This window comes from Streptomyces marianii (assembly GCF_005795905.1).
Lineage (GTDB): Bacteria > Actinomycetota > Actinomycetes > Streptomycetales > Streptomycetaceae > Streptomyces > Streptomyces marianii.
In genome coordinates this window covers 6,196,224-6,211,143 of sequence record NZ_VAWE01000001.1, presented here as the reverse complement: position 1 = coordinate 6,211,143, position 14,920 = coordinate 6,196,224, and the positions used below count along the sequence as shown (strand labels likewise).

Here is a 14,920-nt window from a genome sequence, read left to right as displayed (position 1 = left end):
CTCAACTCAGAACACGCCCTAGGACGACCTGGCGCCCCGGCCATCGCGCGGCGGATTCCAGCAGCCCGGCGGATTCCATCTCGGCGTACAGGCGGTGAAACGTAGATCGCGAGGGCAGGTCCACGCTTTGGCGCCCGGTTCGGTGCTCGAAGATCCTCGTCACACGGCGCCGTACCTCCTCGACCGAACGACGTCTGCCGTCGGCTCCCGGGCGTGCCGCCTGGCGCACGGCGCTGAGGAGGCGCGGGTCCCACCGGGCCCCGATCTCCTCGCGCCGATCAGTGCGACCGTCGACCAGGCCCGCCAGCCCCATGGCCTCGTACCGCTGCCGCTTGCGGCGTACCGATCGGGCCGAGGCACCAGGCACACCCTGACCGGTGAGCTCCTGGGCCTTGGCCGCCTCACGCTCCCCCAGCGTGTGCAGCGCAGGGTCGTAGCCGGGCCGGGGTGGCGTGCCCGGCGGAGTGTTCGGCGGCAGGCCGGTCAGCACCTCGACGATGTGCGACTGCCACCACCGAGCGCGCGTCTCGGTCCGCACAGTGACAAGTGATGTGTCTTCACCAGAGGGGCGTTGCTGATCGAGCATGGTGAACCCCGGGGCCACCAGCAGTGCGGCCACGTCCACCGGCGCCACGTCGCCGAAGGCATCCGTCAGTGTGAGACGGCGTCCGTACACCTCGGTGACCGTGCACGACCGACCGTCGAACCGGACCCGGTCACCCAGGCCGATCCACTCGGGCCACACCGTGTCCTCCATCCGCCTCCCGCTCTCCGCCCGGCAGCACCACGCTGCCAACGGCTCGCCGACTCGCGTCCGGCTTCCGCGGCATGTACGCCGGAAGCCGTACGCCGATGATCCTGCCCCGCATCCGCTGCGCGGAACACACAGCGCGCCATCCCAACGGCACCGCGAGTGTTCGTGCACGTGCCACCCTGGTGTGGGTGCGCCGGGCTTCCTCGCTGGCCGAAGAGCGAGCCGGGCGCGCTGACCGCGTGGATGTGGCTGGCCGCTGCCACCGGGTCGGGTGCGAAGGGGGCTGTATGGAAGTCGAGTTGGCGGCACTTGCGGCGGCCGGATCGTCCGCCGTGGTGGCATTGATGGGATCGGATTCCTGGGACGCGGTGAAGGCCGCACTGGCCGCGTTCCTCTCCCGGCACGGAGGTACCGCGGCGAGGGAAGCCGACATCGCAGCGGAGCTCCAGGCGGCGAGCGAGGCGGTGCAGGATGCCCGCGCGCGGGGGGACGAGGACGCTGCGGTGGAGATCGGCCACGCGTGGGAGGTACGGATCAGGAGGACTCTTCAGAACGACCTCGGTGCCGCGCCCGAGTTGAGGGAACTGATAAGTCGGCTGTGGGCTCTCCCATGGGCCGTGAGCGCCGCCCGTGATCCAGCCGGACAGAGCAGCCGGCGCCCTGGCGGAGTTTCTTTTGAGGTTCTGGCACCGCCGAGCGGCAGAGTATCGCGGGCCGCGCCTCACGAGGTACCCGTCCCAGGTCGCTTGTTTGTCAACCGCAGCATGCCGCTGCGGGTATTAGACGAGTGGCTTGCCGCCGACGATCCAACGGCCGGGAATATCTGGCTCGTTCACGGTATGCCCGGGATCGGCAAGACCACGACGGTGCTGGCGTGGGCCCGTCAGGCACGTGACCGATTCCCCGACGGTCAGCTCTTCGTGCACTTCCCAGCCCTGCGTGATCAAGTCGGCGCAGACGTGTCGGAGGCCGTGGCCACCTGTCTGCGGGCTCTGGGGGTGGGCGGAGAATTCCTGCCGGACTCGCTCGCCGCACGGGCAGAGCTGTTCCGGGCCGTCTCGGCAGACCGCCGGCTCCTTCTCGTACTCGACAACGTCGCCTGCCCGGCCCAGATCAGACCCCTGATCTCTCGGGGATCGGGCAGCGTCGTAGTCGCCACCAGCCGCAGCAGACTCGGCGAACTGGTCGGCGACGGAGCCCGGTTCCTTCACCTGCAGCCCCTGAGCGCCGAGGACGGACTGGCCCTCCTTGCCGATCGTTGCGGACAGCAACTCATCGAGGCCGACCGCCCTGCCGCCGTGCGCCTGGTGGAACTCTGCGGCGGCGTGCCTCTCGCGCTCCAGATGGTGGCGGCCCTGCTTCGCAACGGCCCGAAGCAGACCGTGAACTCGCTGCTGTCGGAGCTGGAGTCCACGGCCGAGTGGTTGCAGGGAATACCGCCGAGGTATCCGGCAGCGCCCTTGGCCGACCGTGCGGTCGGCGCCGCTCTCGACCTCGTCTACCAGCAGCTCCCCCCCCCCCCCCCGACGCGGCCCGGCTCTACCGCCTCATGGGCTGGCTACCCACCCGAACGTTCGGCATGCAGACAGCCGCGGTCGCCGCAGATCTTGCCACGACACAGACCGTGAGCCTCCTCGACGAACTGATGACATCAGGACTCGTCGACCGGGCGGACGACGACCGGCACCAGATGCACGACCTCGTACGTCTCCACGCCTGGGAGCGCGCGGTCGAGGAAGAGGCGGAGAGCGAGGAAGCAGCTCTGACCGAGCGCGTGGTCACCCACTACCTATCCCTCACGGCGCTCGCCGACCAGGCTCTGCACCCGGGCCGAATGCGGGTCGCCGATTCGTCCGCGCTGATGCAGTACTGGCGCAACCCGTTCGCGGACGGTGTCGCCGCACTGGAGTGGATGGACACGGAGCGTGCCAACATCCTGGCGGTCCTGGAAGCCGCACTCAGGTTCGAACTGCACTCTCCCGCATGGCAGTTGGCCGAAGCCTGCATGTCCTTGTTCTGGCACCGCGCGTACCCGCAGGACTGGCGGAAGGCGGCCGCCCTGGGGGCCGAGGCCGCCTCCGCGGCCGGTGCCCCGGCAGCCGAGGCCCGACTGCGCAGCCTGCTGGCCTATCCCCTGTTGGACCTGGGCGAGCACGAGCAGGCCCGCGAAGAGCTCCACAAGGCCGCAGCCTGCGCCGAAGCAGCCGGTCACCCCGTGCTGAAAGCCGGGGTGCAGGAGGTCGTCGGCCGGTACGCCGAACGCACCGCCCCGCAGACCGCCGCGGCCGCATACGAGCGCTGCGTCAGCCTCTACGAAGACGCCGGACATGCGCGGGGTGCCGCCCTGGCGCGATACCACCTGGGGCGCTGCCAGAGCACGCTCGGAGCCCACGCCCAGGCACTGTCCACCCTGCGCATGGCGCACGCCGAGCTCACAGCCCTGGACGACGAGAGGGCGGCCGCGCGGACGCTGACGGCCATCGGAGTCGTCCACGACCACCTCGGCGATCCTGTCCTTGCCCTGCACGCACTGCGGGATGCGGCATGCGCCCTTCGCGAGCAGGGCGCGAGCTATCACGAGGCACAAACCTTGGAACTCCTTGCAGACATCGCCGAACGGACCGGAGGCCCGGAGCGGGACCGGGTTCGGGACTGGCTGATTCGGGCAGCCGAGATCCACCAGGCGGCACACAGCCCTGCCGAGGTGCGACTACGCGAGCGCATCCAACAACTGGAGCAGAGCGCCAGGTGAGCACCGATCGCCCCTGCGTGGCCCGATGGTGAGCACCGCCGGAAAACGAGCGGCGGACCCACAATCGGCGACTCCCCACGGACATCCGGCTGACGCACACACCCCGCCCAGCTCTCCCGAGATGCCATTCCAATAACAGGCAGGCAGGGTGGTGCCGTGACCCACCCGCCACCACCCCGCACCGCGGCTCTGCGCCCGGTCCTCATCGACCCGCCCAGGCGCCGGTTCCTGCTGCACCCCGCCGTCATCAACGGCCGGGCCTGCTGGAGCGTCCCCATGGTCCGGATGCGACCCGGCGACACCTGCCGTCGCGCAGCCGTCCGCCACCTGCGCCGAAACCTCGGCCTGCCGCCGTTGCGTATCGCTCCCGTCATCGGCCGCATCCGGGCCACCGGCGCGGACGGCCCGGAGCGGTTCGTGGTCTTGGTCGCGCCCGCCCTGGCCTGGCCGGCCGACGTCCGAGTTCTGCTCCATCCCGACGCTCGCTGGTGGACGGTCGCACAGATCCGCGCCAGCCAAACGCCGCTCGACCCGCCGCCGCTCATCGACCTGATCGACGGCTACTGGGACGGATGGCTGCCGGACGGACCGATCACCCTCGGCGACTGAGCCGCCCGTAAGACGCTCGGCCGCATGTCACATCGCACCAACACCAACACCAACACCACCACCACCGCTGCTGCTTCTCCGCGGTGGCGAGTTCGACGTCGGCGAGGCCGTGCCAGGGCTTGCGGTGCTTGATCAGCTCCGTCTTGTAGAGGCCGATCTGGGATTCCATGAGCGCGTTGGCCCGGGCGTCGCCGACGGTGCCGATTGAGGCGTCGATGCCGGCGTCGAGGAGGTGCGCGGTGAACGCGAAGGACGTGTATTGACCGGATTCAACCGGTCGTTGCAACACCAGCTTGTTGAAGCAACTGTAGCTGCTCGTTGAACGCCTCGGCGGGTGTCTTCCAACCGAGCGTCTTGCGGGGTCTGCTGTTGAGAGTGTGAGCGACGGCCTCGATTTCCTCGGCGGACCATCTCGAGAGATCGGTGCCTTTCGGGAAGTACTGGCGCAAGAGCCCGTTGGTGTTCTCGTTCGTGCCACGCTGCCACGGACTATGCGGATCGGCGAAGAACACGGGAATGCCCGTCTCGACTCTGAATTGCGCATGGGCCGACATCTCCTTGCCGCGGTCCCAGGTCAGAGACCGTGCGAGCTGTTCGGGCAGCGTCGACATCGTATTGGCGAGGGCGGTCTTCATCGTGATCGCCCCATAACCGGCCAGCGCAGGACCATTCTTGACCGATTGCTTGTGCCGGTAGCCTTCCTCGCGCGGCAGGTGAACCAGCATCGTGAATCGAGTTGACCGCTCGACGACAGTGCCGATCGCGGACCGCTCCAGCCCGATGATCAGGTCGCCTTCCCAGTGGCCAGGAACGGCACGGTCCTCGACTTCGGCAGGTCGTTCACTGATCAGCGCTTCGGGTGTCACGTGCGCCCAGGTCTTGCGGCGCGAACGAGCGCGCGGGGCACGCAGTGCGCGGCCCGTGCGTAGGCACAAGATCAGCTCTCGCTTCAGCGCCCCGCGGCCCTGAATGTAGAGCGCCTGGTAGATCGCCTCGTGGCTGATGCGCATGGACTCATCATGCGGGAAATCAAACTTGATCCGGTTCGCGATCTGCTCCGGACTCCACGCCTGCACCCACGCGCGGTCCTTGCGGTGCGGCTTGTTCCGCCCCGTCCACGTGGCTGTCGCAGGTCCTGCGATTGCCCTGCCGTCAGGCGTGCTGATCTCTCCGGACAGCCGCTTCTGGACGTATGCGTGCAACCGCGGATTGGCGACCAGCTTCGATGTCTTCGGCCGGCGGGCGGCCATGTCCGATTTCCATTGCGCGACCGAGGCCCGGTAATCGAGCTTCCCGCCCCTCGTGGCCGCGTTGCGCCGCAACTCGCGGGAAATCGTCCCCGGATCACGGCCGACTTGCCGAGCGATTTCACGAACGCCCATGCCTTGGGCGTTGAGGAGCGCGATCTCCTCCCGCTCAGAGAACGACAGGTACCTGCCCGAATTCGGCTTCGGATCGAACGGTCGCATGCCGCCATGCTGCCGAAACCAGCGCGTGGCCACCGCCGGCGCCACGCGGATAACCCCGGCCGCTTCCTCCGCGAGCAGACCTTTGGCGATTTCATCCCAGAACGCTGCTTCGATATGACGCTGAAATTTCGGATGCCCCGGAGACCTCAACTTTGGCCGTATCGCCCGATCGGCTCCCTGCTGACGACGAACCATCCCACACCTCGCTGATCATGAGGTGTTGCGACGACCGATTGAATCCGCCTTGACTGCCCGCGTCGGAATGGTGAACCAGCCCCGGTCCAGCGGGAGTTCCGGCGCGGTGGCGTCGCCACAAGGCCATGTCGAGGGCGTCGAGGACGAGCCTGGCCCGCTTGCTGGTGGCGGCGGACCAGCCCACGATCGTGCGGGCGAAGACATCCACGACGAACGCGACGTAGACGATCCCGGACCAGGTGGCAACGTAGGTGAAGTCGGCCACCCACCGCTCGTTCGGACGTGACGCGGTGAAGTCGCGCCGGAGCAGGTCACCAGCCCTGTCCTGGCCGTCGTCCCGGATGGTGGTGCGGATCTTCTTCCCGCGTCGGGCGCCCTGAAGGCCGAGGTCGCGCATCAGCCGGGCGACGGTGCAGCGGGCCACGGGTATGCCCTCGCGGTGCAGTTGCCGCCAGACTTTTCGCCCGCCGTAGACACTGAAGTTGTCCGTGTGGACGCGGCTGATCTGCGTCTTCAGCTCCGCATCGCGGACCGACCGGGCGCTGGGGGTGCGGTTCTTGGCGGCGTAGTAGGTGCTCGTTGCGATCTTCAGTCCGTGGCTGGTCAGGACTCGGCAGATCGGCTCGACTCCGAACACCTGGCGGTGTGCGTCGATGAACGCTACGAGCGCTTCGACGGCCGGTCGAGCTCGGCCGCGAAGAAAGCCGACGCCGCCTTCAAGACTCGTTCGCCCGCCGCAGCTCGGCGTTCTCGGCCCGCAGCCGCTTGATCTCCGCGGCCTCCTCGGACGTGACGCCGGGCCGCCGGCCGCCGTCGGCTTCGGCCTTGCAGGCCCAGGTCCGCACCGTCTCCGCCGCACCGATCCCCAGCTTGGCTGCGACCGCCTTCATCGCGGCCCACTCGGTCGGATAGTTCGGGCGGATCTCCGCGACCATGCGCACCGCACGCTCACGAAGCTCGGGCGGGTATGGGGACGGACGTGCCATGACTCGATCCTCTCAGGGAATCGAGCCTCCATCAGACCCGGAGCGGTTCATATGGCGCAGCAGCACGATCCCCGCGTGCCCGACCAGGGTTCCTGTCGTCGGCCCGCCCTCGAGCCGCCTGTCCCAACTGGTAGCTTTCACTCCGAGGATGCCTCTCCCATCGATGCTCTTGGTCTAGACAGTCCAGATCATCGCAGGTGAGAGGAACCCTTGTACTTTCGGTGCGTCAGATCGCCTTTCCGGCTGAATACATGAGGTTAGAGCGAGACTTCGGCCACCGTTCGCCAGATCTCGGCCGCGAGGTCGGGCATGTTGGCCGTCTCCACCTGGGCAACAAGTTCCCTGAGCCGACCGCTCGCCTCGTGGTTGCCGGCCTTCAGGTCGAGCACACCGCGCAGGACCTCCAGCCGCACCTGGTCGCGGTAGGTGAACGACTGGACGCCCTCCTCGGCCTGGGCCACGAGTTCCGTGGCGCGGTCGGCGTCGCCCTGGTGGTAGGCGAGCTTGGCCTTGAGGAAGAGGAGTTCGTGCCAGTGCCGCAGCGGACCGGTGGCCTTCAGCAGCGGTTCGACGCTGTCGAGGAAGGACTCCGCTTCGGCGAGCCGGGTGGGCATGGCCTGCATGCACAGGGACGCCGCGGCCAGCCGCAGCCTGATCCAGAGTATGAGGTTGTCTCGGCTGCTGAGGCCCCCTAGAGCCTCCAGCAGGAAGGAGAAGGCGCGGGTGTGGTTGCCCTGCCTGGTGCTGACGGTGGCCGCGGTCCAGAGCACCTCGGCCACCAGCGCCTCGTCGGTGCCCTTCAGCGACTCGCGAACCGCGTCGATGAGCCGGGCCGCCTCTGCCAGGTCGCCCAGCTCCACCTCCGCCGACACCAGGACGAGTTTGCTGCGCACCAGGTCGGAGGTGGAGATACGGACGCTGTGCTCCTGGCTGATGGCCAGCATCTGGCGCACGGCCGCGCGGGCCGCCTCCGCGTCGCCGAGATTGCGGGCGCAGCGCGCCAACCGCAGCTTGGCCTGGACCTGGAGGGCGGGCCGACCCATGTCGTCGCTGAGCTCGCTCAGGCGCGTCAGGACGCTTCGCTGACCGGGAAAGTCACCGAGGGCCTCGTGGCACCTGGCGAGTTGGGCGAGCGCGTGCCAGCGCATGACGGGGTCGGCGTCATCGGTGGTGTCCAGGGCCTCGACGAGGATACCCGCCGCCTCCTCGTCGATCTCCCGCGCCGAGAGTGCGGCGACGGAGGCGACCGCGTCGGTCAGGCTCTCCCCGGGTTGCTTCTCGAAGCTCTCGACCGGAACGCCGAGGCGCTCGGCCAGGTAGGCGACCGATCGCTCCGTCGGTCGACGGCTGCCCGACTCCAGGCGTGACAGATAGGTGGCGGACATCCCGGGTCCTGTCAGTTCGACCTGGGATTTGCCGCGCTCCTGCCTCAACTGGCGCAGGCGTCGACCAAATGCTGGCTGTTCGAGCAACTTCCACCTCTGCGTGGAACACGTGGCGCCTTGTCCCCGACCGGACAACTCCAAGCCGACCGTGAGTCGGGCTTGGACACTGGCTTCCGATACTTCCACGCCGTGGGGCGGCTTGGCAAATTTTGACCCAATGCTGGCAATCGGTCCGGTGGCCGGTCGAACGGCCACCGGACCGGTGGTGCTACGGCCAGTCGATGTTGCCAGCCAGCGGTGCATCGGACTGCGTGCGCGCGCTCGCGTCGACGGGGTGCCCGGACGTGGCCTGGGCTCCGAGCATAAAGGTGACGGACAGGACGAGGACGGCCAGCCCCCCGGTGGCGATCTTGACAAGCTTGTCGATCTTCACGATCTGGCTCCTTGCTATCAATGGCTCAGCCCCGCGCTGTCGACTGCGGCGTCTGGCCGAAAGAAGCGGCGGACCCCGGTCGCGCGGTTCTGTTCGAACACTAGATGGCGAGCGGATGTATAGGCAAGGAATTGACAGCCTTGGCGAGTAGTGCGCTTCGTCATGTGGAGTCGGGCGGTTGTGGATAGAGAAGCCGCTCGTACTCGGGGCCGTAGCGGCGTTCCAGCTGGTCCAGCGGCGTGCCGGTCCACTCTGTGGTGTGGGCGATCCGGGCACGCGAGGGCACGGCGTCCGGCGCCCAGGTGGAGGGGTCCCAGAACCGGGCGCGCAGGAAGGACTTGCCGCAGTGGAAGTAGACCTCCTCCACCTCCACGAGCAGGGCGAGCCGGGGCCTGCTGCCGCGGACCGTCATACGGTCGAAGAACGGCGCGTCCCGCAGCAGCCTCGCGCGGCCGTTGATCCGCAGCGTGTCGGGCCGGCCGGGCACGACGAACGCCAGGCCCACCCGTGGGTTGCCGAGTACGTTGCGCCAGCTGTCGGCCCGCCGGTTGCCCGGCCGGTCCGGGATCGCCAGGGTCGAGTCGTCCACAACATGGGCGAAGCCCGGCGGGTCGCCCCTGGGGGAGACGTCGCACGTGCCGTCCGCCGCCGCCGTCGCGACCAGGCAGAAGGGTGATCGCTCCAGCCACTGGCGGTCAACACCGTTGCGTTAGCGCTGTGAGCGGCTGTTGAGGCCGTGGGCGAAGAACGCGACGGTGGTGTGGACGGTGTAGTTCTGGGCCTTCTGGGGGTGCTGTCCGGCGTTCGGTCCGTACTTGCTGGTGGGGTTCTTGCGGGTGCGGGCCTTCACTCGTTGCCGTCGGTGGGCGGGCAGGAGGTCGCTCAGGGCGGCGTGGCCGATCGTGCCGACCAGGTCGATGGGGGTGCCGGGGAAGATTCCATGGCCGGCGGTGACGGTGTCGGTTGCGGCGGCCAGCAGGACGGTGAAACTGATCCGTTCCCTGGGTACTTCCGGCCGCCTGGTCAGGGCGTCGTCGCCGGCGCGGATCAGAGCCTGGTAGGCGGTGAGCAGGGCGTAGACCTCCTGGTCGAGGCCGTCGGTGCTGCGGGAGCGCAGGACACGGCCGTCGAGCATCGTGGCCTTGATCGAAAAATACGTGGTTTCCGCCTGCCACCTGCGGTGATAGAGCTCAACGAGCTCGGCGGACGGATAACGGACGGGGTCCAGCAGGTTGGTGATCAGCCGCCACTGCTCGGTGCGGACGGTGCCATCGGCCAGGGTGACGGTGAGGGCCGCCTCGATTATGCGCACCGGCAGCAGCACCGGCAGGACGCCGTAGCCGATGCGGGCGATGTAGGAGCCGTCGCCCAGGTGCTCGGCGGGGGTGGGGACGCGGCGGGCCCCGGAGCGCACCAGGAACCGGGCCCCGCTCTGATGGACGGCATCAAGGAACTCGTTGCCGTCGAAGGCCGTGTCGGCGAGTAGGAGCATTGTCTGGTCCAGGGAGGTCAGAAGCCGCTTGGCGTAGGGGAGTTCGCCCTGGGACTCCGGTCCGAAGGCGGCGGCTATGAGCGCGCGGGTGCCGCACTCGACCAGGGTCAGCAGCCGCAGGAGCGGATAGCCGAACTCCAGACCCTCCCCGGCCCGTTTGGGGTAGTGCCAGGTGAGCGTCTCGTCGTCGGGGGTGTGCAGCAGGGTCCCGTCGACGGCCACCGTGCGCAGGCCCCGGTAGAAGGACCCCTCCTGCCCGGGGCGGGCGACGGGCCCGGCAAGCGTCTCGAACAGACGCCGCAGAGGTGCGGCCCCCACCCTGCGCCTGGCCCGCGTCAGCGAGGAGACCGCAGGACGCACCAGGGCCAGCGGGGTCAGGGCGGCAGTCAGTTGGGACCACACCGTGCGGTACGAGCGGTGTTCGAACAGCGCGAGAGCGAGCACGAAGTACACCACCACCCGAGAAGGCAGCAGCCGCAGGCGCTTCTCGCGCCGGCCGGTCTCCTCCAGCACCGCGTCCACCAGCGCGAAGTCCACGACCTGGGTCAACTCCCCCAGATGACCCGGCGCGAACACACCCCGGGCTGTCTCGATCGTGGACGTGATGACAGACTTCTCCTGCAACGGGACCCCTGACCTTGATCGACTCTCTTCGCCGATCGTTGATCTATCAGGTGGTCCCGTCGCGCTGTTCAGCAGGGCTTGACTTACAACTCAAAGACCAAACGCAACGGTGTTGCACTGGCGGTCCACGTCCCGCAGCGTCGCCGAGGCCTTGTCGAACACCCTGCGCGAGGCCGGTCCGACCACCTCGCGCAGTTCCTCCAGGGACGTGATCTCGGAGTAGCTCACCGGCCCGTCCCGGGCACGGCCTCCGCTGGGCCCTCCCCGGTGACGACGACCGTCGACGCACACACCTCATCACAGGTCGCCAGGGCCGCGTCGGCGTCGGCGCCGACCGCGATCACCTGGCCGATCCGGTCCCAGCTGGACCTGAGCGCGGCCACCTCGTCCCCGGCGGAGACCTGGAGATCCAGCTCCACGACCCCCTCCAGGGCGCGGGCCTCGTCGACGCCCTCGACCCGTGACACCACCCCGGGCTCGGCGGTCAGGAAGCGGGTCGCGGCGGCCTGCACCAGCGGGGGACGCCCGGCCGGGGCCGGCAGTCCGGGGCACGGCCAGGCGACCGTGTACGCCTCCATGTCGAAGCCGTACGCCGCTTCCACCAGATCTCTGATCCGGTCGCCGCCCGGCCGGTTGTGGGACTCGATCACTCGGGGTCCGTCTGGGGAGAGCCGCAGCTCGGTGTGGGTGGGGCCGTGCACCACGCCCACGGCGTCCAGGAACTCCACGACGGCCGCCTCGACGGCGCGCTCGGTATCCGCGTCGATCCGGGCCGGGATCACATGGCCCGCCTCCACGAAGTTGCCGTCGGTCAGCTTCTCCGTGACGGCGACGACCACATGCCGGCCCTCGAAGGTGAAGGCCTCGACGCTGAACTCGGGCCCCTCGACATAGCTCTCGGCGATGAAGCGGTCCAACGGGAAGTACTGGGCGAACTGGTGCTCCGAGGCGCGCAGTTCACCGATACGGTCCCAGGCCGCGCCAACCTCCTGCGGCCCCCGTACCAACTGGATGCCCAGGCTCGCGATGCCGTCGACCGGCTTCACGATGAACGGGTAGCCGTGCGCGGCGCCGAACGCCTCCAGCGCTGCCCGGTCGGTCACCTCGGCCGCCGGCACCGTGGCGGCCCCGACGCGGGCGAGATGCTCGCGCATGCTCAGCTTGTCCCGGAGCCGCCGGGCGACCTCGTGGGAGACGCCGCCCAGACCCAGCAGGTCGTTGATCCGCCCGGCGACCTCCACGCCCGCCTCGCCGGTAGTGGCCACCCGGGTGAAACCGTAGACCTTGTGGGCGGCCGCGACGATGGGCTCGACCACGGACCAGTCCGCGAAGTCGACGAGGAAGGCCGCGTCGACCAGCTTCGCGTGCTCGGGGGTGAACTGCCCCGGCTGCTGGAGGTACACGACTGAGAGGCCCTGCTCCACGGCCTTGCGCACGTTCTCGAGCCGGCCGCCGATGATCAAGACTCGTTCTGCTGACATACGTCTTCCTTGTCCTGTGCGTGCTGGGGTTCAGGGCGTGTACGAGGGCTGAGCGCGGGCGCGGCTCAGGCGGGGGCGGCGTCGGTGATCTCCACGTGGGCGGTCGCCCGCAACCGCTCCGCCCGGGCGGCGAGTTCCGCCGCCCCCGGGCAGGCGAGCACGGCGTACGCCAGCCGGTCCCCGGAGTCCTCGGCGGGGCGTACGGCCGTGCCGGGCGCCAGCCGGGCGGCATGGTGGACCACGTCCTCCTGGGCCGCCCAGTCCGACAGGTCGAGCGCGGTGAGGATCCCGGCCCGGTCGGCGCCGAGGAACAGGCTGCCCGCGGAGCGCGCGGGGCCCCGGTCGACGGGCGGCAGTCGCGGTTGCTCGCCCAGGGCCATCCGCAGGCAGGCCTCGTACACGTCGAAGTCGTGCGCCAGGGAGACGATCTCCAGGATGTGGTCGCCTGGGGTGCGTACCGCGACCTCCATGATCACGAGGTCGTCGTCGGTGCGGGCCCTGAACTCCAGATGCGCGATCCCGGTGCCGAGGCGCAGGGCGGCCACCACACCGCGGCACAGCTCGTCCGCCGCCTTCCGCAGCACCGGGTTCCGGGCGCCGTGGCCGGCCTCGTGGAACAGCTCCACGAAGAACGGGGCCCCGGTGGTCTCCTTGCGGGTCAGGTTGGTGAACAGCACCTGCCCGTCCCGGACCAGCGCCTCGATGCTGTACTCCGGCCCCTCGACGTAGCTCTCGACCAGCAGAGGGCCCTCGTCGTCGCGGCGGCGTACGGCGTCCTGCCAGTGCTCGGGGGTGTCGATCCGCTCGACGCCCGTGCTGCCCTGCAGCGACACGGGCTTGACGACCACGGGCAGCCTCTCCAGGGCCCACTCGGAGGCGTCCGACAGCCGTACCGTGTGCCGGTGGCCGGGTTGCGGCAGGCCCGCGCGGGCGAACTCACCGCGCTGCAGCGCCTTGTTGCGGGAGACCGTGGCGGCGTCGAGGCCCGGCCCGGGCACGCCGAGCCGGTGCTGCAGGATCGCCGTGGCGAGCACGTGCGGCTCGGCGAACCCCAGCACCGCGTCCGGAGCCAGCCGGCCGGCCAGCGTCATCGCCGGGGGCAGCCACGACTCGTCCCGGGCCGCGACGCCACCCACCGGCTCGAAGTCGACGACGCACGGGAACCGGGGGGCCAGTGCGGCGTGCCGGGCGGCGGTCTCCACCAGACCCACCCTCAGGCCCATGCGCTGGGCCGCGCGGAGATAGCCCTCCGCCATGACGCCCGCGCCGACCATGACCACGGAACGTTGCGTACCACTCAGCGACATCTCGACTCCTGACGTGTCGGTTGTGACTCTTTCACCACGCGCCGCAGCTCCTCTGCGGTCACCTCCCGGGTCGCAGCCGCGCACAGCAGCCGCTCCAGCGCCGCCATCCAGTGCTCGGCCCAGCGGGGGGTGTGCACCCGGGTGTCCACCTGGAGCACCAGCCGGATACCGGACTCGCTGACGTCGGCGCTCAGATAGCGGCTGGACCGCCAGACCAGATCGCTGGGAACCCAGCGGGTGGCACCGGCCGCGGCGGACTCCTCCAGCTCCGCCGCGGTGACGACGCGACGGGGCAGGGCGCTCGCCCGGGGCCGGTAGTTGAACGTGGGCGTGATGTCCAGGCGGACCCCCCGCTCCCGTTCGACGGCACGGTGCAGCCCGGCCAGCCGGTCCGGCGGATACGAACCGAAGCGCAGCGCGCCCAGAGTGGCCGAGGCGGTGGCACGGACCAACTCGGGAAAGGACGAGCCCGCCACGGGCACACAGCACGGCACGGGTTGTGAACAGGGCACCACGGCGTTGACGGTCTCGGGGCGCGACCGGTTTGCGGCGAGCAGCTGGAGGTACCCCGTCGGGCTGTCCGCGAGGTGGGCGTCGACCGCGACCATGGCAGCGGCGAGCACGGTGGCGACGCCCTCCCCCGTGCGCAGCGACACGGCACCGGCCGCCAGGTCCAGCGCGGGCGAGGTGCGCGACAGGAACCGGCACCGGTCGGCGGACCCGGCATCGTCCGGGGGGCCCTGGGCAGGGGGCGCGGCCGGCATGGCGCGGAAGGCTTCGGCCGCTCGCCGCAGGGCGCGCTCCGCCGTGCGGCGGGACGGCTCGGCCGCCTCGGCGGCGGCCTGTTCCCGAGGGCTGCGACCCGCGTCCCGGCTCCGGGCGGGCGGCCACTCGGGACGGCGTACGGCGACGGCGGCGACGAGGTGGTCGGTGACCGGCAGCAGAGCGAACGCGTCCACCGCGACGTGGCTGAACACCAGCGCCAGGAAACGGGGTGAGCCCGCGGGGCCGATCAGCGCCGCGCGCACTGGCCACTCTTCGGCGACCTCGAACGGCTTCGCGGCCAGGGCGTCCAGCACGGCGGCCGCGGCCTCCGCGGCCTGGGCCTCGCCGTCCACGGCGTGGACGGCGAGGCGCAAGACGCCCTCCGGGTGGACGTGCTGACCGGCTCCGGCATCCGCACCGACCGTTTCGCGGACGACCGTGCTGCGCAGGCCCTCGAAGCGATGCAGCAGGTCGCGCAGGGCCGCCACGACGTCCTGTTCGCTCACACCGGGCCGCAGCTCGTAGAGCCTCCTGATGGCGAGCCCGCGCCCCAGCGGCCGGGCGGCGTCCGTCTCGGCCAGGTAGTACCGCTGGCTCCAGGTGAGCGGTGCCCGGTGCGCCTCGCCCGCTGCGAAGCGCACCGGGCGGTGCTCGGGGGTGGTTGGCAC

Annotated in this window: 14 protein-coding genes and 2 pseudogenes; 3 read left to right on the top strand and 13 right to left on the bottom strand. The window is 69.9% G+C overall.

Features of this window, described 5'->3' with window-relative positions; genetic code table 11:
- Position 1: 1 nt before the first annotated feature.
- Complete coding sequence (locus tag FEF34_RS28265) at positions 2-757, bottom strand: hypothetical protein (RefSeq protein WP_138055679.1); 756 nt, start codon at positions 755-757, stop codon at positions 2-4.
- A 743-nt stretch (positions 758-1,500) separates the two neighbouring features.
- Here FEF34_RS28265 and FEF34_RS41525 point away from each other — a divergent pair.
- From FEF34_RS41525 to FEF34_RS28250, 3 genes are all read left to right on the top strand, one after another.
- A complete protein-coding gene (locus tag FEF34_RS41525) occupies positions 1,501-2,382 on the top strand; it encodes an NB-ARC domain-containing protein (RefSeq protein WP_171053125.1) in 882 nt (293 codons plus the stop codon).
- Positions 2,379-3,506 (top strand): hypothetical protein, encoded by a 1,128-nt coding sequence (locus FEF34_RS28255; RefSeq protein WP_138055677.1) that lies wholly within the window; start codon positions 2,379-2,381, stop codon positions 3,504-3,506. Before FEF34_RS41525 ends, FEF34_RS28255 begins: the two co-directional genes overlap by 4 nt.
- A 156-nt stretch (positions 3,507-3,662) precedes the next feature.
- Positions 3,663-4,115, top strand: coding sequence for an NUDIX hydrolase (locus FEF34_RS28250; RefSeq protein ID WP_138055676.1), 453 nt, complete (start codon positions 3,663-3,665; stop codon positions 4,113-4,115).
- A 79-nt stretch (positions 4,116-4,194) separates the two neighbouring features.
- On the opposite strand, the pseudogene FEF34_RS43265 reads toward FEF34_RS28250, so the two are convergent.
- The 12 genes and pseudogenes from FEF34_RS43265 to FEF34_RS28205 form a co-directional block, all read right to left on the bottom strand.
- Positions 4,195-4,377, bottom strand: a pseudogene (locus tag FEF34_RS43265) (IS3 family transposase); the annotation flags it as partial.
- Between the two features lie 7 nt (positions 4,378-4,384).
- Positions 4,385-5,779: an IS30 family transposase gene (locus tag FEF34_RS28240; RefSeq protein ID WP_138051365.1), complete on the bottom strand. Its 1,395-nt coding sequence runs from the start codon at positions 5,777-5,779 to the stop codon at positions 4,385-4,387.
- Positions 5,676-6,452, bottom strand: a pseudogene (locus FEF34_RS28235) (IS3 family transposase); the annotation flags it as partial. The gene FEF34_RS28240 and the pseudogene FEF34_RS28235, both read right to left, overlap by 104 nt.
- A 43-nt stretch (positions 6,453-6,495) precedes the next feature.
- Entirely contained in the window at positions 6,496-6,765 is a 270-nt protein-coding gene (locus FEF34_RS43260) for a hypothetical protein (RefSeq protein WP_234042591.1), read from the bottom strand.
- A 257-nt stretch (positions 6,766-7,022) separates the two neighbouring features.
- Positions 7,023-8,453 carry a helix-turn-helix domain-containing protein gene (locus tag FEF34_RS28230; protein ID WP_138055673.1) on the bottom strand — a complete coding sequence of 477 codons (1,431 nt, stop codon included), beginning with the start codon at positions 8,451-8,453 and terminating at the stop codon, positions 7,023-7,025.
- Positions 8,419-8,583, bottom strand: coding sequence for a hypothetical protein (locus FEF34_RS41520; RefSeq protein ID WP_171053123.1), 165 nt, complete (start codon positions 8,581-8,583; stop codon positions 8,419-8,421). The genes FEF34_RS28230 and FEF34_RS41520 overlap by 35 nt, the downstream gene beginning before the upstream one ends.
- 160 nt (positions 8,584-8,743) lie before the next feature.
- Positions 8,744-9,268, bottom strand: coding sequence for an MSMEG_1061 family FMN-dependent PPOX-type flavoprotein (locus FEF34_RS28225; protein WP_138055672.1), 525 nt, complete (start codon positions 9,266-9,268; stop codon positions 8,744-8,746).
- A 24-nt stretch (positions 9,269-9,292) separates the two neighbouring features.
- Positions 9,293-10,699, bottom strand: a complete 1,407-nt coding sequence (locus FEF34_RS28220) for an IS4 family transposase (protein ID WP_138052000.1) — start codon at positions 10,697-10,699, stop codon at positions 9,293-9,295.
- A 90-nt stretch (positions 10,700-10,789) separates the two neighbouring features.
- Positions 10,790-10,927, bottom strand: coding sequence for a hypothetical protein (locus FEF34_RS41515; protein WP_171053122.1), 138 nt, complete (start codon positions 10,925-10,927; stop codon positions 10,790-10,792).
- A complete protein-coding gene (locus tag FEF34_RS28215; protein WP_138055670.1) occupies positions 10,924-12,180 on the bottom strand; it encodes an ATP-grasp domain-containing protein in 1,257 nt (418 codons plus the stop codon). Before FEF34_RS28215 ends, FEF34_RS41515 begins: the two co-directional genes overlap by 4 nt.
- A 65-nt stretch (positions 12,181-12,245) precedes the next feature.
- The gene (locus FEF34_RS28210; protein WP_138055669.1) at positions 12,246-13,487 is read right to left on the bottom strand and encodes an ATP-grasp domain-containing protein; all 1,242 of its coding nucleotides are present in this window, start codon (positions 13,485-13,487) and stop codon (positions 12,246-12,248) included.
- Positions 13,478-14,920, bottom strand: coding sequence for a condensation domain-containing protein (locus FEF34_RS28205; RefSeq protein ID WP_138055668.1), 1,443 nt, complete (start codon positions 14,918-14,920; stop codon positions 13,478-13,480). Before FEF34_RS28205 ends, FEF34_RS28210 begins: the two co-directional genes overlap by 10 nt.